The organism is Porphyromonas asaccharolytica DSM 20707 (assembly GCF_000212375.1).
In the GTDB taxonomy this organism is placed as follows: Bacteria; Bacteroidota; Bacteroidia; order Bacteroidales; family Porphyromonadaceae; genus Porphyromonas; species Porphyromonas asaccharolytica.
In genome coordinates this window covers 501,871-520,511 of sequence record NC_015501.1, presented here as the reverse complement: position 1 = coordinate 520,511, position 18,641 = coordinate 501,871, and the positions used below count along the sequence as shown (strand labels likewise).

The following is an 18,641-nucleotide window of genomic DNA, read 5'->3' as shown; positions in this document are numbered from 1 at the left end:
TCGTACCTTAGCGATATGAATCACACTCGAAGGAATGAGATACGTTGTGATCCGACTCGTATGAGAAGGCTCCTACGCTCCATAACTCTGTCGCTATGGGGGGCTGTCCTCGTGGGCGTCGTCTACTACTTTGTCGTGATTCATCAAAGGCCTCAGACTCAGACGGCTCGTACACAGATAGCACCTCGGACGGAGTGGCACGATGTGCCGATTGCGGATGTGGGGGCTGGAGAGGTGTATGAAGAGCTGGAGCAGTACGGCACGCTCTATGCGCTGGAGTATCTACTGGACTATGACTCGATATGGCCCCGCGATGAACTACAGCGGCTGATTCTCTTCGGACTCTATGACGAAGAGGATGATGACGATGAAGAGGTGCTGGTGTGTGTGACGCCGATGAAGTCTACCACGTCCAAGGGATCGTCAGAGCAGTCGCAAGTACAGTCTACAAGGCGTCAGGGCGCTATCTCTGATTGGGATTATCTCTTTCAGCAGTATGGTGAGCGATATGGTTGGGATTGGTATGTCTTAGCTTCGATAGCTTATCAGGAGTCGCACTTTCGTGCAGAGGTCGTCGGTATGGGCGGTGCTACGGGACTGATGGGTATCATGCCGGCTACGGGACGACGCTATGGCTACAGTCGCGCTAAGCTCAAGCATGCCGAGAGCTCTATCCGTGTAGCCTGTATGGCACTACGAGACTTCGGTCGCGCTTTCGCCCATATCACCGACGCCGAGCAGCGAATGAAGTTTACTCTGGCCTCGTACAATGCGGGCAATGCTCATGTGCTAGATGCTCGTAGACTAGCGGAGAACGCGGGCTTAGATCCTGATCGCTGGGACGACTCTGTGGAGATCTATATGGCTCGTCTGGACGAACCGAAGTACTACCAGGACCCACTTGTGCAGCATGGACGTGCTAATGGCGATCATACGGTGCGCTACGTGGCGGAGGTCTTCCATCGAGCGCAATCCTATAAAAAGAAAGTTCAATATGCTACAGCTGAATAATGTCTCACTAAGTTTCGGCAATAGAGTCCTCTTTACAGACATTTCGCTCTCGCTCCTAGAGGGTGACAAGGTCGGACTCGTTGGGGTAAACGGAACGGGCAAGTCCTCGCTACTGCGGATCATCATGGGCGAGCTAGAGCCAGATAGCGGGACGATCTCTCGGCGCAACGGCCTGCGCATCGGATACCTGTCTCAGCAGCATCGCTTTGCCGAGGGGATACGGGTGATAGATGCGGTTTTTTCGCCACATGACCCTACGGCGCATCTCGTGGGTGCCTGGCAGAGTGCTGTGGAGCGAGGCGACGCTGAGGCACAGGAGCGACTCCTACCTGATATGGATCGTCTCTCCGCGTGGCAATATGAGCAGGAGGCGACAGCGATACTGCACGCCCTACGTATCACCGATGTGGAGCGTCCTATGGAGCTACTCTCAGGCGGTGAGGTCAAACGAGTAGCACTCGCCGGTGTCTTGCTCCAGCAGCCAGATCTCTTGATCCTCGATGAGCCGACGAACCACTTAGATCTAGAGGTGATCGAGTGGCTCGAGGGTTACCTCTCACGATCACGGCTCACGCTCCTACTGGTGACCCATGACCGTTACTTCCTCGATCATATCTGTACTCGTATCGTGGAGATGGATCAGCAGCAGCTGTATAGCTATGAGGGCAACTATGAGACCTTCCTCGCCAAGCGGCAGGAGCGTCTAGAGCAAATGGCACAAACGAGTGACCGACTGGCTAATATCTATCGTCAGGAGTTGGTCTGGATGCGTGCTACCCCACAAGCACGAGGTGGCAAGCAGCGTGCCCGCAAGGAGCACTTTGCAGAGCTATCTCAGGAACTCTCTCAGGCGCGGCAGATACTGCGTGAGCAGACGGCCATCGAGCCGCTTCACTCGTCCGTTCGCCTAGGTAAGCAGGTGATCGAGCTGGAGGGCGTCTCCAAGAGCTTTGAGGAGTCGAAGCCACTCGTCCGAGACTTTGACTATACCTTCTCACGCAGAGATCGTGTCGGCATCGTCGGCCCCAACGGTTGTGGCAAGACGACTCTGCTCAAGATGATCATTGGCGAGCTAGAGCCAGACAGCGGATCGGTACTTATCGGCGAGACGGTACAGTTTGGCTACTTCGGTCAGAAGTTGCCGAGCTACGCCCCCGACAAGCGGGTGATCGACGTGATCTCCGACATCGCTAGTCACATTACGGATCCTGTGACGGGACAGTCGGTCTCAGCCACACAACTATTACAGAGGTTTCTTTTCACCAGTGATCGTATCTACACGCCCGTGTCACTACTCAGTGGTGGCGAGCTCAGACGACTCTACCTCTGTACCGTGCTGATGGCTAGCCCCAACCTGCTCATACTCGATGAGCCGACGAATGATCTAGACATTACGACGCTGGGTGTACTGGAGAGCTACCTTAGCTCCTTCGAGGGAGTCCTTATTATTGTAACGCACGATCGCTACTTCCTCGACAAGCTCGTGGAGCATCTCTTCGTCTTCGAGAGGGGAGGACATATTCGAGACTTCCCAGGCAACTTTACTCAGTACCGTCTGCAGCAGGAGGTCGAAGCGCAGCAAGCGTCTGAGCAGGCTACGCCTCGGGAGACCAAAAGCACACCGCCTGCGGCTAGTCAGGCGACTCGTCAAGGCAATAGAAAGAAGCGACGCAGCTATCGTGAGGAGCAAGAGTTTCAGCAGCTGGAGCAGCAGATCCCACAGCTCGAGGGACGCATTGCGGAGCTAGAGCAGCGGATGTCTTCGGGGAGCCTTAGCAACGAAGAGCTGCTCAAGGCTGGAGAGGAGATCGCACAGACGCAACAAGAGATGGAGCAGGCGTCTGAGCGTTGGTTTGAACTAGCCGCTATCGAAGAGGAATCATGAGATTAAGACTACCCATCTGGCTGGCTCGCCAACTCTACAGTCGCGAGAATCGTCGTCACAGCAAGGTGTACGCCTTGGTGCGCTTTGCGATCCCGGCCATAGCTCTGAGCCTGGCGGTCATGCTCCTAGGCATTGCGATCATGGACGGCTTTCAGTACAGTGTCCGTGATACGGTGCGGCTCGTAACAGGCGATGTGATCCTCTGCGAGTATGGCAAGCAGCCGATAGACCTAGATAATGTGATCACCCTGACGCCCCAGATGACGCAGCGGATGAACGAGATGCCAGAGATCGCCTCCGTGCGCCCCGTCCGTACGGCTGTCGGCATGATCAAGACAGATAGTACTTATCAAGGAGTAGCCGTCACGGGAGTAGACGACTTTACATTCCTCGAGCCACTCTGCGCCATGGGTGATTTGTCTGACAGTACGCTTGCGGAGGGGGCAAATCCGATCGTCCTACCTAAAACCTCTGCGCAGAAGCTAGGACTAACGATCGGTGACAAGGTCGTACTCTACTTCCTAGGCGACAAGGTGTCAGTACGCTCCTTTACGCTGATAGCAATACTGGAGCTAGCCAATACGGCGCAGCCACTTGCCTATGTGACCAACGACCTGCTGGGACGCGTGGGGGACTGGCAACAAGACCAGTACACACGCATTGAGATCCTCGCAAAGAACAGGGATCGCTCCCTCCTAGATATGGAGACCACGCTCTCAGATCAACTGATCCAGTCGCTCTCGGAGCCGGGCGTTACCAAGGAGACGCTAGGGATCTATACCGGCTCTCAGATCAATGGCGGAGTCTATCAGTGGATCGACTCGCTACGACCGAATGTACAGATACTGCTGGTGCTGATGGCGCTCGTGGCAGCCTTTACGATGATCAACGCGCTCCTGATCATTATCCTAGACTTGACGCAGACCATCGGCTTGCTCAAGGCTCTCGGCATGACCTACCGCTCGCTCACGACGATGAGTCTAGCGATCGCTCTGCGCATCATCGCCTGGGGTATGCTCTGGGGCAACCTCCTGGCAGGCATCATCATCTGGAGCCAGCATCAGTGGCAGTGGCTCACGCTTGACCCGAATATCTACTATATCTCACACGTTGCGATGCGTATCCGTCCAGGGGCGTGGATCGTGGTCAATGTGGCGACGCTCTTGCTCTGCCTCATTCTCCTACTCCTCCCGGCACGTATCATCCAGCGGATCTCACCGACGACGGCACTTCGCTTCGAATAACTACTAACTATGACGAAAAGCTCTACCGCTTCCCCCAAAAAAGGTCTTATACAGACTATCTATCAGGAGATAAAGACCCTCTTACTGGGGTTCAGTCAAGTGTTTCTCCTGCAAAGCACATTGTCAGGCGCCTTGATCCTCGTGGGGCTCTTCTGCAACTCTTGGCAGCTAGCCCTCTTAGCTCTCTTGGGTTGTCTGGTCTCACGATCGGCTGCCTCGCTCTGGCGAGATACGGAGCAGGAGATAGCCGATGGTCTATACGGCTTCAACGGCACCTTGGTGGGTATCGCTCTAGGAGTCTACTGGGAGATTAGTTGGCTCTCGATACTTCTACTGGTGGTTGGGGCAGCACTCTCCACTTGGTTGGCGCGTGCCTGTCGTCGGCATGCTCAGCTACCAGGGTTGACGGCTCCTTTTATCATCGCTGTGTGGGCGCTGCTACTAGTGAGCATGCTAGCTCCAGAGCGTATGGGACTGCTCGACACCGCAGCGCAGCTAGAGGAGGGTGCCCCCTTGTGGCGGATGCTCGGTGTGGCGCTTGGGGATAGTGTCGGGCAGGTGATGTTTCAAGCGAATGTCTTGACAGGTCTCTTCTTCTTTCTGGCGATCGCCTGGGAGTCACGCCGCAAAGCGCTCTACACCTTGCTAGGAGTCTTCATTCCTATGCTTGCGATACCGTTTGTCCCAGAGACTGTATGGCGTGAAGGCTTGCTGGGCTACAACGCCGTGCTCTGTGCCATCTATTGGGCAGGCACTAGCGAGCGCAGCTTACGCTATGCGGTCGTATCGGTAGTGCTCTCTGTGCTCATAGAGCTGCTCGCACTTTACGCTGGTCTGATCCCGCTGACGGCTCCCTTCGTGCTCTCTGTATGGGTCGTCTGGCTATGGAGTAGACGTCGTCAGCTAGCTATCGCTAAGAGATAAAGTTAGACGGCTGAGCATAATACGTGGCGAGGGGGGTTGCGTCGCAAACATTTAATGCTTAACTTTGTACGAGTAATAGGAGTGCTCCCTCCTAGGGGGGCTTTCCGCCTTTGTGCAAACGCTTGCATACACATTAAAAATACAATATAACTCTCATGACAAAAGTAGGTATCAATGGTTTTGGTCGTATCGGCCGACTAGTCTTCCGCGCTTCGATGAAGCGTGATGATCTCGAGGTAGTAGCAATCAACGACCTCATCGATGTCGAGTATATGGCATATATGCTCAAGTATGACTCTGTACATGGACGCTTCGACGGGACGGTCGACGTACAGGATGGCATGCTCGTAGTCAACGGTCGCAAGATCCGTGTGACAGCTGAGAAGGAGCCACGTCTGATCAACTGGGGCGCTGCCGGCGTAGAGTATGTCGTAGAGAGTACAGGACGCTTCCTCACCAAGGAGCTCTCACAGGGACACATCGAGGCTGGCGCTAAGTATGTCGTCATGTCTGCTCCCTCTAAGGATGACACTCCTATGTTCGTCACTGGTGTCAACCTAGAGAAGTATGTCCGCGGTACGCAGTTCGTCTCTAACGCTTCTTGTACGACCAACTGTCTCGCTCCGCTCGTAAAGGTGCTCAACGACAACTTCGGCGTAGAGCAGGGTCTTATGACTACCGTACACGCTGCTACGGCTACACAGAAGACGGTCGACGGCCCCTCACTCAAGGACTGGCGTGGCGGACGCTCTGCTATCGGCAACATCATCCCCTCCTCAACGGGTGCTGCTAAGGCTGTCGGCAAGGTGATCCCTGAGCTCAATGGTAAGCTCACCGGTATGTCTTTCCGCGTACCTACGATGGATGTTTCTGTCGTGGACCTGACGGTACAGCTCAAGCGTGGTGCTAGCTACGACGAGATCTGCGCTGCTATGAAGAAGGCTTCGGAGACCAACCTCAAGGGAATCATGGAGTACTGCGACGAGCTACTCGTGAGCCAGGACTTCGTGAGTGATCCACACACCTCTATCTTTGACGCTAAGGCTGGTATCGCTCTGACTGATACCTTCGTCAAGGTAGTCGCTTGGTATGACAATGAGTGGGGTTACTCTAACAAGGTACTCTGCCTCATCGCTCACATGGCTGAGGTCAATAAGTAATCACGCTAAGACTAGCGAAGAGTTTTCACTCTAAAACAATCGGACGCAAGGCGCAGGTGGTAGAAAGAGCATCGAGTGCAACCTCTACCTCTGTGACTTGCGTCTCGCTTTTTATCCCTAAAGCGTATCACGAGCCGTGGCAGACTCTGCGAGGCTGTTGCGGTAGTGGTGCCTTCCTTTACTTATATATTAAGACGATAAGCTGATGGACTTTTACGAACTAGATCTAGAGGATGAGGTCCTCGACGGACTGGATGCGATGAACTTTGTGGAGACCTCTCCAATCCAATCGGAGACGATCCCCCCACTTCTAGAGGGGCGAGACGTCATCGGTTGTGCGCAGACTGGCTCGGGCAAGACGGCAGCTTATCTGCTCCCCTTCCTCAATAAAGTAGCACGTCAAGAGCTACCCAAGGAGCACCTTGGAGCCGTCGTCATGGCGCCCACACGAGAGCTCGCCAAGCAGATCGATCAGGAGGTCGAGGGCTTTGGCTATTACGTATCGGTCTCCACGCTCGCTATCTACGGAGGCACTGACGGCATCGCGTGGGAGCAGCAAAGACGAGGCATGGCGCTTGGGGCGGACATCGTCATCGCTACACCAGGGCGACTGCTCTCGATGCTACGTCTCGGGGCGTGTGATCTGTCGCATGTGCAGTACTTCGTATTAGACGAGGCGGATCGCATGCTTGATATGGGCTTTTACGAGGACATTATGGAGATCTACAAAGCACTGCCTGAGGATTGCCAGCATGTGATGTTCTCTGCTACGATGCCTAAAGAGATCCTCAAGCTCTCAGAGAGCATATTGGTCGACCCCGTCCTTGTCGAGCTAGCTGTGGCAAAGCCTCCTAAGTCGATCATGCAGACCGCATACATCTGCTATGATGCGCAGAAGCTCCCGATCATCCGATCCCTCTTTACGAATCCTGAGTCTGAGGTGTCACGCACCATCATCTTTGCGGGAACCAAGGCGACTGTCCACGCACTTGCTCAGACACTCTCTAGAGATGGACTACCCGTTGCCGAGATGCACTCGGATCTGTCTCAGGAGCGCCGTGAGGAGGTCTTGAGAGACTTCCGCATGGGACGCATCAAAGTACTTGTAGCCACTGATATCGTGGCGCGTGGTATCGACATTGACGATATTGCGGTAGTGATCAACTATGAGGTGCCTCGCGACTTTGAAGACTACGTTCACCGCATCGGGCGTACAGCACGTGGTGCCGATGGCAAGGGCTTGGCGATCACACTCGTCTCGCCCAGTGATCAGCAGGACTTCGCACGCTTGGAGCACTTCCTCGAGCAGGAGATCTATCGTATCCCGCTCGACCCTTCACTAGGCGAAGCTCCCGCCTATGCCCCTAATGAGCGTGCTAATAGTCGTGGCGCCGCCAGAGGCAAAGGCAACGGACGTAGCAGATCGCAAGGCAAAGGCAACGGACGAGGTAACGCCCAAGGCAAAGGTCGCTCTTCACAGCGCAAGGGTCGCTCTGGCGGTCGCAAGGGTAGCAAGCAGTAGCCGACTAGCAGTAATTGACGCTATGAAAGCTCATCAGCGTATCGGCATCCTGAGCGATACGCACGGATATATCGATGATCAGATCTGTAAGGCGCTTGCCGCGTGTGATCTGATCTTTCATGCAGGAGACATCGGCGCTCCGCAGGTGCTAGAGCGGCTGCAGTCCATAGCCCCCACGCTAGCTGTCTATGGCAATATCGACGACGCTGCGCTACATGCACAGCTTCCAGAGGTGGTTCATACAGAGGTGGCGGGTGTGGAGCTGGTTATGACACATATAGGAGGTTATCCAGGGCACTATGAGCGTGTCTTTGCGCCTTATCTCACACCGTGGCGTGAGCATCCGATGATTACCATCTCGGGGCATAGTCATATCCTCAAGGTGATGCCCGACAAGTCCCGTCCGGGATTGCTCCATATCAACCCTGGAGCGGTGGGGCGCAGTGGGTGGCATCAGAGTCGCACCCTTATACGTTTGCAGATTACCTCAGGGCGACCACACGATCTAGAAGTGGTCGAGTGGCCTCGCTGAGATACCGATCGTTTGAGCGATCGGTTAGATCCCCTTAGCCTCATCCATAGAGATCAGATTGTTCATCAGGGCGTAGATCGTCAGACCACTAGGCGAGTGTATGTCTAGCTTGGCGGCTATGTTGCGCCGGTGCGTCACGACCGTGTGCGGTGAGAGGTGCAGGACATCGGCTATTTCCTTATTGGTCAAGCCTCGTGCTACCCACGTAACCACCTCACACTCTCGCTGCGAGAGGGGCGTCTGCTTTGCCTCCTCGCTCTCTAGAGACTCCGTATCAGGTTGCTCTGCTTCTTGTATTAACTGTATCAAGCTCTGTGGCTCGATCGTTGGTAAGCAGACGAAGCTGTAGCCTTTGTAAAGATCCTCTGGGAGTAGATTGTGATTGATCGCAACGAGTATAGGCTCCTTGCCGGCGGGTAGTAGATCTGGATTGTACTGTACACCCGTCAGGAGCGGGTTTGCGATGATTATGTCAGGAGCGATGAATGTAATATGCTGTCTCAGGGCATCTAGATCGAGTAGATCCACACATAGCTGTACGGAAGAGTCGGGGAAGCCTCTACGCAGCGCTAGCTGCAAGCCATAAGCGAGGAGCTTGTGGGGCTCGATGATAAGTATCGTGTGTTGCATCCGATGGTGCTTTTATGCGTGTCTGTTGCTAGCTTGGAGCGTCTCCTCGATCTGCTTGATGATCGGTACGAAGAGACAGTCCTCTATATGATTGTGCCACATCAGGTCACTCTCGGTGGTAAAAAGCTCGTGCAGGACATTTGTCAGCGCATAGTCTCCCATCGACTGGTAGTACTTGATTAAGATATTCTTGAGATCGGTGATCTTCATCTCTATATGGTCGTGTCTACTCTCAAACTCGTCGATCGAGTAGCCCTTGTCGCAATCTCCCTTTAGCAGACGATGGACGTAGGGGAAGAGCACCTCGTCCTCGTATCCCATGTGCTTGTGTACCTCCTCGACATAAGCATCGTAGAAGCGGTGGATCAGGGCAGCCACCTCTGGCGAACCCTCCTCGACAGCGGTAAAAAGATCGCCTCGCAGATTTGGAAGCTTATAGTCCAGGAAGTAGTGATGCGATCGCTGCAGATAAGCTATGAGCGACTCAGCCGAGATCTCTTGTAGCAGCTCCTCTGAGATCGTGTCGGACTGAGTCGTCAGCATATTGACGACAGCGAGGAGCGTATTCGTATCGACACCATTAGCCCGGCACACCTCATCGACGCTCTTGTCTCCGAAGCCTAGAGGGATGCCAAAGCGAGTGATCACCATGAGTAAGTCATAATGCGTCAAGATCAACTTACTCAGAGAGGTGTGAGCGTCGAAGGGATGATTGAGGAGGGTAGGGGGATTCATAGACAGATTAGTTTTTGGTAAGTGTGTTGCTCTAACTAGATACCGCAGACAAAGATACAAACGATCGGCTGACCGCTCAATACCTATCTGTAGGTAGAGGTTAGAGATTAGATTTTAGAAGTTAGAGATTAGAAGTTAGAGAGTTGTGGGTAGGGGTGCTAGTGCTGCTAGTAGCTCTAGTAGCACTAGTCCCCTTGGCCAACAGCCAATGGCTAGCCGCTAGTCGACTAGGACGCGGTATAGCTGGTCGCCTATGCGAACGAGGTAGGGTCCTGACGGTAGTGTCGAGCTGTTGTATGGCTCACCGCATCGTGCGGTGCCGATCAGTATGCCCTGAGCTGTGTAGAGAGACATCTCCGTATCTGCTGCATAGCCCTCGACGATGAGTCGATCGTTGGCAATATAGACACGCGGAGTCTCTGCCGTCGGTGTGGTGAGTGCATTGCCCCGGCAGAAGGTTACCTCCAGATTGATCTCCTTATCGACCTTGACACCGACCTCTAGTTCGTCTCGCCAGTCGGTCATCTCCTCGCCGTTGACGATCCACTTGTCCACCCGTAGCGTCGGGTCTGGCGTGGCGACACAGTACACCGTCTCGCCCTCCTTGACCAGTGTCCCTGAGTTTATGATCTCTTGTGTACTGCTGAGTCGTACGGAGAGGTAGCCTCCAGGACCATAGGTGAAGTTAAACGGATACTGTGGCACCGTAAGCTCCCTAAAGACAGCGGTCACATGACCATCACGATAGAGCTCGTAGTAGAAAGGACTCCCCTCGTCTAGTGCTCGCTCGCCGTCGGTCCTCCAGTAGTCTAGCTCATGTCCCTTGTCCGCTTTAGCCACGAAGGTGATCTCTGTGCCTGCAGGGATACGGTCGCCCGACTTAATCTTTACCGCTGTGCCCATATTATTCATATAGTAAGCATCCTCGATGATGCCACCACCCTCACTATCGTAAGTGATCGTGTAGCCCTCTGCGGGGAGCTTCTTATAGTGAGCGACGATATTTACATCGTCTGTGATAATGTACTCAATGAGATATTGGTAAGCCTCGTGACAGCGCTCGCCATTGATCTCATAGTAGTCTACCTGATAGCCATCCTCTAGCTCAGACTGTATGTACACCTTGGTGCCACGCTCCACGAGATCGCCCGAGGCAAGCTCTTTCCAGGGATTGACGATGGCGACACTCAGAGTCCCTCCCTCATTCATAGAGAAAGTGACCCGCGCCTGTCCCGTAGGTTGCTCGCTAGCAGTGCGTGGCACACGAGCCACGATTTGATTCGTCTCGGCCGCCGTTGCATAGTGTGGGTAGTAGTCATTGTGCGTCTGAATGCCTACCAGTAACGTGTCTAGTTGCTGCCCTCCTCGTGTAAAGAGCGACTCGGATAGCTTGAAGACACCCCTCTCTACACTGTATTGATCTGAGAAGATCGGTGTATTGGGTGCCTCTCCCTCCTCAGAGGCGATCATCACGTTGGGATAGGTCGTGGTGTAGCTCTGTCCCTTGGCATCTTGTACTGTCTGCTGGAAGGAGAGATCTATCGTCCGAGGCGATACATGGATAGGGTCAAGAGTTATCTCGGGGCACTGGTCATAGTTGACATCAGACTCTCGCAGCTCATCGGTAAAGAGCGGCAGTTGATCATAGGTGAGAGCATTGCCCATAAGGTTAGCCTTCCGAAGTGTGGCGAGTCCCTTGACGCCTACCAGACGACGTAGCTGCGGATTGTTGTACACCTCTAGAGAGCTAAGCTGTGTCAAGCCCGTGAGATCTATCGCTTGTAACTGTAGCTGCGTATTGAGCTTGAGCTTCTGCAGATGCTTCTGTTGCGTCAGGTCGAGGGTGCCTTGCAGTGAAGGCATCTCAGGGGTGCCGAGACGTGTCGAGAGCGAAAGCTCCTCGAGTGTGCCGTCTTGCGGTAGGGTGATGCTCCGCAAGTTTTGCACCTTAAGTACCTTAAGCTGCGGACAGCGAGAGACATCTAGGTGGTAGGGCGTCGTAGAGCCCGACATGGGACAGGCGAAAGCAAAGTCTAGTCGCTCTAGGACGGGTGAGGCTATCTGGCCAAAACCTAAGACATTGAGCTGTCCCTCCGTAGCCCACGGCTCCTCGAGCATCGTCACAGAGGTACCATCGATAGTTATCTTAGTCCCCTCCGCCACAGGCTTAGCATAGGTGTGGGTGACAGCCTTAGCATAGCGACTCTTGGGGTCAGCTAGCGTCTCGCTCGACCCGTCTCCCCAGTAGATGGTGACCGAGGCGCCAGGTAGCGTGTTGTACTTAAAGGTCACGGAGCTACTCCCTGGAGTCACACATAGCTTGATAGGATACTCTAGAGCGTCCTGAGCCAGTAGCGCCTGGAGTGGTAGTAGGCAGAGTAGGAGCCAATAGGTAATCTTTGCTTTCATACAGATATGGATCTATTGATACGATGACAAAGGCTCTCGACACAACTATGGGAACTTAGTTGCAGAGCCTTGCAAGATCAACCAAGCTCCCGTTGATATGGCGAAGATAGTTATTTCTGATGACAAAGTGTAATCAGATAGGTCTGAGCGTCCGTTGTCGAACAGACCAAAACAACGAGTACTGACTCCGTAACTTTTGATACAACGGACGCTCAGACCGAGCGTCCCTACGGAGATCGGGGTTACAGCGTTTGATGAGTAGAATTGTCGTGCTGACGTAGCTTGTGTAGGGGCGGACCTGCGTGTCCGCCCGCAGAATAGACTGCGCTCAGGTGAGGACGGGCGGACACACAGGTCCGCCCCTACGGAGATCGAGGTTACAGCGTTTGATGAATGGAATTGTCGTGCTGACGTAGCTTGTGTAGGGGCGGACCTACGTGTCCGCCCGCAGAATAGACTGCACTCAGGTGAGGACGGGCGGACACACAGGTCCGCCCCTACGGTGGAAGCTTCCACCCCGCCGAGCGGTTCACCCGAAGAGAAGTCGACTGAGTTTCCGAAACGAGAAAAAACTTCGCATTTTACTTGCATATAAACTTAGAAAGCAGCGGGCTAGACGTCAACCACAAAGGCGCATCAAGCAGTACTGCTTGATGCGCCTTTTGTGTGTATGACGGGCATGTCATACATCTGTGGTGAAAGTCCACACGGGGCGTAGTTGCCAACGAACCCCATAGCGACTTGCAAGTTTCAAGGGGTGACCCTTGGGAGAGAAGAAGCAATAGCGAATTCGTGGCCTGACGAACAGAAACCTAATACCAAGGCGTATCAAGCGGACAAGCTGGCACGCGACAGTGAAGCTCCAAAAGGCAACCGTAACCTTGATGCGTAAATTAGGCAGGTAAACGATGAAAGATGTATGGCTTATCCCGTGAGGCCTCGGCAGTCCTCAAGGATAGTAACAACGAATGTCGAGGAGTCAGCAGAGGTCGAAGTAGCCGTTCTCGCGCAGAACAAGGCGAAGGACCGAATAATTCGTAACGTTAATCAAGAATGTATGTTCCGATGTACATTGCTGACGAGTGGCAACGGTCAAAACGTCAATGCGATCGACCACATAGAGCTAAGCACGCGAGCATCGGAAGCGGAAATTAAGAAAGACGGAAGATGAAACTAATCGAACAGATACTCGCCAAGAATAATGTACGCGAGGCACTCAATCGTGTTGTGAGCAACAAGGGCGCCTCGGGTATAGACGGTATGAAAGTCGAGGAGCTCCGCGACTATATGAACGCCAATTGGACGAGCATCAAGCAGTCGATCCTAGAGCGTAGGTACAAGCCAGCCCCCGTACGGAGGGTTGAGATACCTAAGCCCAACGGAGGCGTACGCAAGCTCGGTATCCCGACCGTTGTCGACCGAACCCTTCAACAATCGATTGTCCAAGTCCTGACTCCCATCTTCGAGGCAGAGTTTCAAGAGAACAGCTACGGCTTCCGCCCCGGCAGGAGCTGTGAGCAAGCCGTTCAGAAGCTTTTGGAATACCTCAACGAGGGAGCGGAGTGGATAGTTGACATAGACTTGGAGAAGTTCTTCGACAATGTTCCACAAGACAAACTGATGAGTTATGTGGGTCGTGTGATCCATGACCCAGACACCGAAAGTCTGATACGCAAGTATCTGAAGTCGGGCGTAATGGAGAATGGTCTTTACGAAGCCACAGAACTCGGCACGCCCCAAGGTGGCAATTTGTCCCCCTTGTTGAGCAATGTGATGCTCAACGAGCTAGATAAGGAAATGGTCAGACGGGGGCTGCGCTATGTTCGATACGCAGACGACTGCGTCATAGCAGTAAGAAGCGAAGCAAGTGCCAAACGAGTGATGCACTCTGTCACCCAATGGATAGAGCGTGTCCTCGGGCTTAAGGTCAATGCCACCAAAACGCACGTCTGCCGGCCGAGCAAACTTAAGTACCTCGGTTTTGGATTTTACAAATCCCCTCAGACCAAGCAGTGGACGGCAAGACCTCACGAGGACTCCGTAGCGAAGTTTGTCAGGAAGCTGAAGAAACTATGCAAACGCTCGTGGAGCATCTCCATGACTGCCCGTATCACAATGCTGAACAGAGTGATACGTGGATGGATAAACTACTTTGCCATTGGAGCTATGAAAGGCAAGATGGTAGGGATAGACGAACATCTGCGCACGATGCTACGTAAGGTGATATGGAAGCAATGGAAAACACCTCGAAAGCGAGCCTGGGGGCTACGCAAGCTTGGTATCTGCAACGACTTAGCCAAGCTCACCTCGTGCAGCGGAGACCGCTACGAATGGGTGGTGAGACGTACATGCGTGGTACGAGCAATATCGAAAGATGTGCTAGCCCGCAGAGGCCTCGTAAGCTGTTTGGACTACTATGCGATTAGACACTCTTTGAAAACGAATTAAACCGCCGTATGCCGAACGGCACGTACGGTGGTGTGAGAGGAAAGGAAACGAAAGTAGGTCAGAAAACTTTCGTTTCCCGACCTACTCGATTAAGTCTCGTGATATGCGAGACGAGTAGTTTCTTTAGTCTAGTATGGTGACCCAGCCGTGTGTATCAGGCTCGTCGCCGTACTGGATGCCACGTAGCTTGTTGTAGAGCTTCTGGCAGATAGGACCGGGCTTACCATCCTTAGAGATCTGGTAAGTCTTGTGCTCATCGAGGTCATCGACACGTAGTATCGGGCTGATGACAGCAGCCGTACCACAAGCACCAGCCTCCTCAAAGGTAGCTAGCTCCTCCTCAGGTACATGACGACGCTCTACCTTCAGACCGAGGTCCTCAGCGAGCTGCATCAAGCTCTTGTTCGTGATAGAGGGTAGGATAGAGGTAGACTCAGGTGTGATGTAAGTGTTGTCTCTAATTCCGAAGAAGTTAGCTGGACCGCACTCATCGATATACTTCTTCTCCTTAGCATCGAGGAAGAGGCAAGCGCTGTAGCCCTTCTCATGAGCTAGGACGGTAGGTACCATACCAGCAGCATAGTTACCACCGACCTTGATCGTACCAGTACCCAGAGGAGCGGCACGGTCATAGCCACGCATGATAGCCATAGGAGTAGGCTTGAAGCCCTCCTTGAAGTAAGGCCCTACGGGAGATACGAAGACGATAAAGAGGTACTCAGGAGCTGGCTTGACACCTACCTGCTCACCTAGTCCGAGTAGGAGTGGGCGGATGTAGAGTGAAGCACCGCTCTCGTAGGGAGGTACGTAGTCCTTGTTGAGCTCGACAGCCTTCTTGACAGCCTTGATAAAGAGCTCTTCGGGTACGGGAGCCATGACGACACCCTCAGCTGAGCGGATCATACGCTTAGCATTCTCCTCGACACGGAAGAGGCGGATCTTACCATCCTTGCCACGGTAAGCCTTCAGACCCTCAAAAGCCTCCTGACCGTAGTGCAGACAGGTAGCGCCCATGTGTAGCGTGACCGTCTCCAGTGAAGAGACCTCTAGCTCACCCCACTTGCCATCACGATAGTAACAGCGTACGTTGTAATCGGTCTTGAGGTAACCAAACCCCAATGATGACCAGTCCAAATTCTTCATACTATATATAGGTAATAAAGTTGTTAGTAAAGTCCGTAGTAACGATCGGTCTACAAAGATACCTATTTTATTTGGTATTAGACGACTCAAAACTAACCTCTCCCCGCAAATCTTACGACTACCCCTTTGGAGGGACGCACGGCTCGACAGAAAAAGTCAATCTCCACGTAGGTATTTCCAAATTCTCCACGTGGAAAAGAAAAATTCTCCACGTGGAGACGAAATAAAACTTCGGAGGAATCAAATGAAACTTCGGAGGAATCAAATGAAACTTCGGAGGAATCGTTTAGCGCCTACGTGGAGAATAAAAAATAGCCACGTGGGGATTTGAGATTCTCCACGTGGCTATCGTGTAGTAGGATCTTCAGGAGCGTTTGTTAGCTCTGCTGAAGATCTCTGAGCATAGGCACTATCTGACGAGGACTTTGTATGCCTTCCCGTCTATCGATACGATGTAGGTCGCATCGGAGAGGTGGCGGATAGTGGTAGCTCGGTGTGGCTCGGTAACGAAGCTGGCGACCTGATCGCCCGTGGTGTCGTAGACGATCACCTGTGCCTGCTGCGGGGTCGTCACCTCGATGGTGTGCGGAGCCGTCGTGATGCGGTAGCTTGCCTCGTCGATACGCACGATGCTGTTGGGACAGCCAGAGCCGTCGCCTGTGACATCGACCTGCCAACCCTTTTGCGTGGCTATGTCGGTCTTGGCGGTTGCCACCTCGGGATTGCCTGCGATGCGGATCTCTCCAGTGGTGACCTTAGGCAGTGCCTCGAAGAGCTGATTCATATCGCAGGGCGCTATGACGCACTGGTCCACCGCTAGGTAGTTTAGCTTGTTGCAGCTACCTAGCGTCAGGCTCTGGAGCGGGTTCTGTGTTAGCTTTACTTTGGTCAGGTTGGGCGACTCAGGGATCTCTAGTCTGGTGAGCCCGCACTCCATCGCTGAGAACTGCTGTAGCGCCGAGTGTGGCGCGAAGGTTATCTGCGTGAGGTTGGGATTGACAGAGCAGAAGAGTCGGTTGAGCTTCGCACACTTGGAGACATCTAGCTGGGTCAAGAGATTGGATCCACAAGCAAATCCCTTCAAGCTCTCGCAAGCATCGAGACGGAGTTCTTTGATCTGATTATTGGCACAGTTAAACTCTTCGAGCTTCTTGCAGCTTGACAGGTCAAGCTGCTGAATGCGGTTGGTGTGACACATGATGAGCGTCGCCTTGGACAGGTTGGAGAGGTCGAGCTGCTCGATGTTGTTGGCACTACACTCGAGCTCTTGGAGGAGCTTGCAGTGAGCAATGTCTAGGCGGTCGATCTGATTTTCGTAGCAGTAGAGATACTGCAGGTAGTTGAGCCCGGTGAGGTCTAGCTCCTTGATCTGATTCTTACCACAGCTGAGGTCTACTAGGTAGGGACAACCCGTGACCTTGATGGAGGTGATAGCGTTTTCGTGGCAATAGAGCGTGCCTAGCTCCGGATTGTTTGAAGCGTCGATGGCGGTGATGGCCTCTCCGTTCTTACTACAGCTAAAGTCTGCGACATTGCTATGTAGCCGGACGGTACTCCCTGGGCATACTATGTGAAACTCTGAGGGATTGTCGTAGTCGGAGCTGATGAGCATCTTCTGAAAGGTGCCTGGAGTAGCCTCTATCCAGACGTAGGAGTCAGGCTCGTAGACACGCATCGTCACCGTAATGTTGCTCCCAGGCTTGGTGGTTAGCGTGATGACTGGGGTTCCCGCAGGGGGCGCCTCGACATCTCCCGAGGGGCAGCCCGTGTTGTCACCCTGTACGTCCACCTGCCAGTTTCTCTGCTGGGCTAGTGTGGTGGTAGAGGTGGTGGCACCAGGATTGCCAACGATCGATAGATTGCCCTGACTCTGAGGTGTCGGGAGAGAGCGAAAGAGATCGTTCAGACTGCAGGCGTCCATACTGTTTTCATCGGCAGATAGGTGAACGAGGGCTGTGCAGTCGGTCACATCTAGTGCGGTAAGCCGGTTAGCGTATATGGAGAGCCTCTCGAGAGCTGCGAAGCCTGTGAGCGTGATCGAGGAGAGCTGGTTATTGCTCGCATTGAGACTGTTGAGGAGCGTGCAGCCAGCTATCTGTAGTTGAGTGATCTGATTGTCGGAGCAAGAGAGCGTGGTGAGCGTAGCTCGGGACGATGTGAGGTCGAGCTGCGTCAGTTTGTTTTCTGAGCAGTCGACACTTGTGAGCTTAGGAGATAAGTGGCAGTCTAGAGCGGTCAACTGATTATCATAAATGTCTAGATCCTCTAGCAGAGGCAACTTGTTCAAGTCTAAGCTCTGAATCTTGTTTTGGTAAGCAGAGAGGAGGCTTATCTCATTGGTTTCAGGGAGTGCGATAGATGCGATCTGGTTTTCTCCAGCGTAGACCGCCTGTAGTTTGGAGCAGGTGGAGAGGTCTAGGGCAGTGAGCGCGTTTTGGGCGCAGTTCATCTTCTGCAGCTTTACAGCACTCGTGAGCGCTAAGGAGGTAAGCTGATTATTGAAACAGGATAGCTCCTCTAGGGCGGCACAGCCCGACAGGTCGAGCGACGTGAGTGCATTCGTAGCGCAGCTCAGGAGACGGAGCTTAGTGCACCCCTTGACGGATAGGGAGGTGAGCGCATTATTGTCGCAGTAGAGCTGCTCGAGGGGTGTGAAGTTCGTCGCGTCTACACCTGTGATGGCCGCTCCATTGGCAGGGCAGCCGAAGACGTGGAAGGAGCCATAGATCTTCACCCGCCCGGCGGTGGAGGTGTACTTAAAGACTGTTGGCACGCTGGGATTGTCTCCGATAGAGAGTGGCGTAAACTCTCCCTCTTGTAGCTCTATCCAAGCTTGTCGTGCGTCAGATCGCGCTATGAGACCAAACTGAAACGTCTTGCCAGGCTGTACCTCTAGCGTGATGCATTTCGTTCCCATCGGGGGAACACTCTGCGCCCACATCGCAGATGTGGTGAGCAGAGTGAGTAGGAGTAAGAGAGCTTTCTTTGTCATAGCTTC

At 53.5% G+C, this 18,641-nt stretch carries 13 protein-coding genes; 8 read left to right on the top strand and 5 right to left on the bottom strand.

All coding sequences use genetic code 11. From position 1 onward, the window contains the following. Positions 1–60: 60 nt before the first annotated feature. The 7 genes from PORAS_RS02105 (at position 61) to PORAS_RS02075 (ending at position 8,278) form a co-directional block, all read left to right on the top strand. The gene (locus PORAS_RS02105; RefSeq protein WP_155811458.1) at positions 61–1,011 is read left to right on the top strand and encodes a transglycosylase SLT domain-containing protein; all 951 of its coding nucleotides are present in this window, start codon (positions 61–63) and stop codon (positions 1,009–1,011) included. Then, on the top strand, positions 995–2,896 hold the full coding sequence (gene abc-f / locus PORAS_RS02100) for a ribosomal protection-like ABC-F family protein (protein WP_004331873.1): 1,902 nt from the start codon (positions 995–997) through the stop codon (positions 2,894–2,896). Before PORAS_RS02105 ends, abc-f begins: the two co-directional genes overlap by 17 nt. Continuing rightward, the gene (locus tag PORAS_RS02095) at positions 2,893–4,140 is read left to right on the top strand and encodes an ABC transporter permease (RefSeq protein ID WP_013759996.1); all 1,248 of its coding nucleotides are present in this window, start codon (positions 2,893–2,895) and stop codon (positions 4,138–4,140) included. Before abc-f ends, PORAS_RS02095 begins: the two co-directional genes overlap by 4 nt. Before the next feature lie 9 nt (positions 4,141–4,149). Further along, positions 4,150–5,064 (top strand): urea transporter, encoded by a 915-nt coding sequence (locus tag PORAS_RS02090; protein ID WP_013759995.1) that lies wholly within the window; start codon positions 4,150–4,152, stop codon positions 5,062–5,064. 155 nt (positions 5,065–5,219) lie between these two features. Next, positions 5,220–6,224, top strand: coding sequence for a type I glyceraldehyde-3-phosphate dehydrogenase (gene gap / locus PORAS_RS02085; protein ID WP_007364614.1), 1,005 nt, complete (start codon positions 5,220–5,222; stop codon positions 6,222–6,224). 205 nt (positions 6,225–6,429) lie between these two features. Further along, on the top strand, positions 6,430–7,746 hold the full coding sequence (locus tag PORAS_RS02080; protein ID WP_004331876.1) for a DEAD/DEAH box helicase: 1,317 nt from the start codon (positions 6,430–6,432) through the stop codon (positions 7,744–7,746). A 22-nt stretch (positions 7,747–7,768) separates the two neighbouring features. Next, positions 7,769–8,278, top strand: coding sequence for a metallophosphoesterase family protein (locus PORAS_RS02075; protein WP_004331919.1), 510 nt, complete (start codon positions 7,769–7,771; stop codon positions 8,276–8,278). A 24-nt stretch (positions 8,279–8,302) separates the two neighbouring features. On the opposite strand, the gene PORAS_RS02070 is transcribed toward PORAS_RS02075, so the two are convergent. The 3 genes from PORAS_RS02070 to PORAS_RS02060 all read right to left on the bottom strand — a co-directional run bounded on the left by PORAS_RS02070 (position 8,303) and on the right by PORAS_RS02060 (position 12,052). Next, positions 8,303–8,908, bottom strand: a complete 606-nt coding sequence (locus PORAS_RS02070; protein WP_013759994.1) for a response regulator transcription factor — start codon at positions 8,906–8,908, stop codon at positions 8,303–8,305. A 12-nt stretch (positions 8,909–8,920) separates the two neighbouring features. After that, complete coding sequence (locus PORAS_RS02065; protein WP_013759993.1) at positions 8,921–9,643, bottom strand: hemerythrin domain-containing protein; 723 nt, start codon at positions 9,641–9,643, stop codon at positions 8,921–8,923. 219 nt (positions 9,644–9,862) lie between these two features. Beyond that, complete coding sequence (locus PORAS_RS02060; RefSeq protein WP_013759992.1) at positions 9,863–12,052, bottom strand: InlB B-repeat-containing protein; 2,190 nt, start codon at positions 12,050–12,052, stop codon at positions 9,863–9,865. A gap of 1,167 nt (positions 12,053–13,219) precedes the next feature. On the opposite strand from PORAS_RS02060, the gene ltrA reads away from it, so the two are divergent. Further along, a complete protein-coding gene (gene ltrA, locus PORAS_RS02050; protein ID WP_013759989.1) occupies positions 13,220–14,500 on the top strand; it encodes a group II intron reverse transcriptase/maturase in 1,281 nt (426 codons plus the stop codon). A 123-nt stretch (positions 14,501–14,623) separates the two neighbouring features. Here the strand turns inward: ltrA and PORAS_RS02045 are convergent, their stop codons facing one another. Together PORAS_RS02045 and PORAS_RS02040 are read right to left on the bottom strand one after the other, a co-directional pair. Beyond that, positions 14,624–15,643 (bottom strand): branched-chain amino acid aminotransferase, encoded by a 1,020-nt coding sequence (locus PORAS_RS02045; RefSeq protein ID WP_013759988.1) that lies wholly within the window; start codon positions 15,641–15,643, stop codon positions 14,624–14,626. A gap of 409 nt (positions 15,644–16,052) precedes the next feature. Beyond that, positions 16,053–18,635, bottom strand: a complete 2,583-nt coding sequence (locus tag PORAS_RS02040) for a leucine-rich repeat domain-containing protein (RefSeq protein WP_013759987.1) — start codon at positions 18,633–18,635, stop codon at positions 16,053–16,055. Between the last annotated feature and the right edge of the window lie 6 nt (positions 18,636–18,641).

Bases quoted from the DNA above. Each gene is read 5' to 3' on its own strand.
- PORAS_RS02045 (WP_013759988.1), bottom strand. From the start codon at position 15,643: ATGAAGAATTTGGACTGGTCATCATTGGGGTTTGGTTACCTCAAGACC.
- PORAS_RS02095 (WP_013759996.1), top strand. From the start codon at position 2,893: ATGAGATTAAGACTACCCATCTGGCTGGCTCGCCAACTCTACAGTCGC.
- gap (WP_007364614.1), top strand. From the start codon at position 5,220: ATGACAAAAGTAGGTATCAATGGTTTTGGTCGTATCGGCCGACTAGTC.
- PORAS_RS02090 (WP_013759995.1), top strand. From the start codon at position 4,150: ATGACGAAAAGCTCTACCGCTTCCCCCAAAAAAGGTCTTATACAGACT.
- PORAS_RS02065 (WP_013759993.1), bottom strand. From the start codon at position 9,643: ATGAATCCCCCTACCCTCCTCAATCATCCCTTCGACGCTCACACCTCT.
- PORAS_RS02040 (WP_013759987.1), bottom strand. From the start codon at position 18,635: ATGACAAAGAAAGCTCTCTTACTCCTACTCACTCTGCTCACCACATCT.
- PORAS_RS02105 (WP_155811458.1), top strand. From the start codon at position 61: ATGAGAAGGCTCCTACGCTCCATAACTCTGTCGCTATGGGGGGCTGTC.
- PORAS_RS02075 (WP_004331919.1), top strand. From the start codon at position 7,769: ATGAAAGCTCATCAGCGTATCGGCATCCTGAGCGATACGCACGGATAT.
- abc-f (WP_004331873.1), top strand. From the start codon at position 995: ATGCTACAGCTGAATAATGTCTCACTAAGTTTCGGCAATAGAGTCCTC.
- PORAS_RS02060 (WP_013759992.1), bottom strand. From the start codon at position 12,052: ATGAAAGCAAAGATTACCTATTGGCTCCTACTCTGCCTACTACCACTC.
- PORAS_RS02070 (WP_013759994.1), bottom strand. From the start codon at position 8,908: ATGCAACACACGATACTTATCATCGAGCCCCACAAGCTCCTCGCTTAT.
- PORAS_RS02080 (WP_004331876.1), top strand. From the start codon at position 6,430: ATGGACTTTTACGAACTAGATCTAGAGGATGAGGTCCTCGACGGACTG.
- ltrA (WP_013759989.1), top strand. From the start codon at position 13,220: ATGAAACTAATCGAACAGATACTCGCCAAGAATAATGTACGCGAGGCA.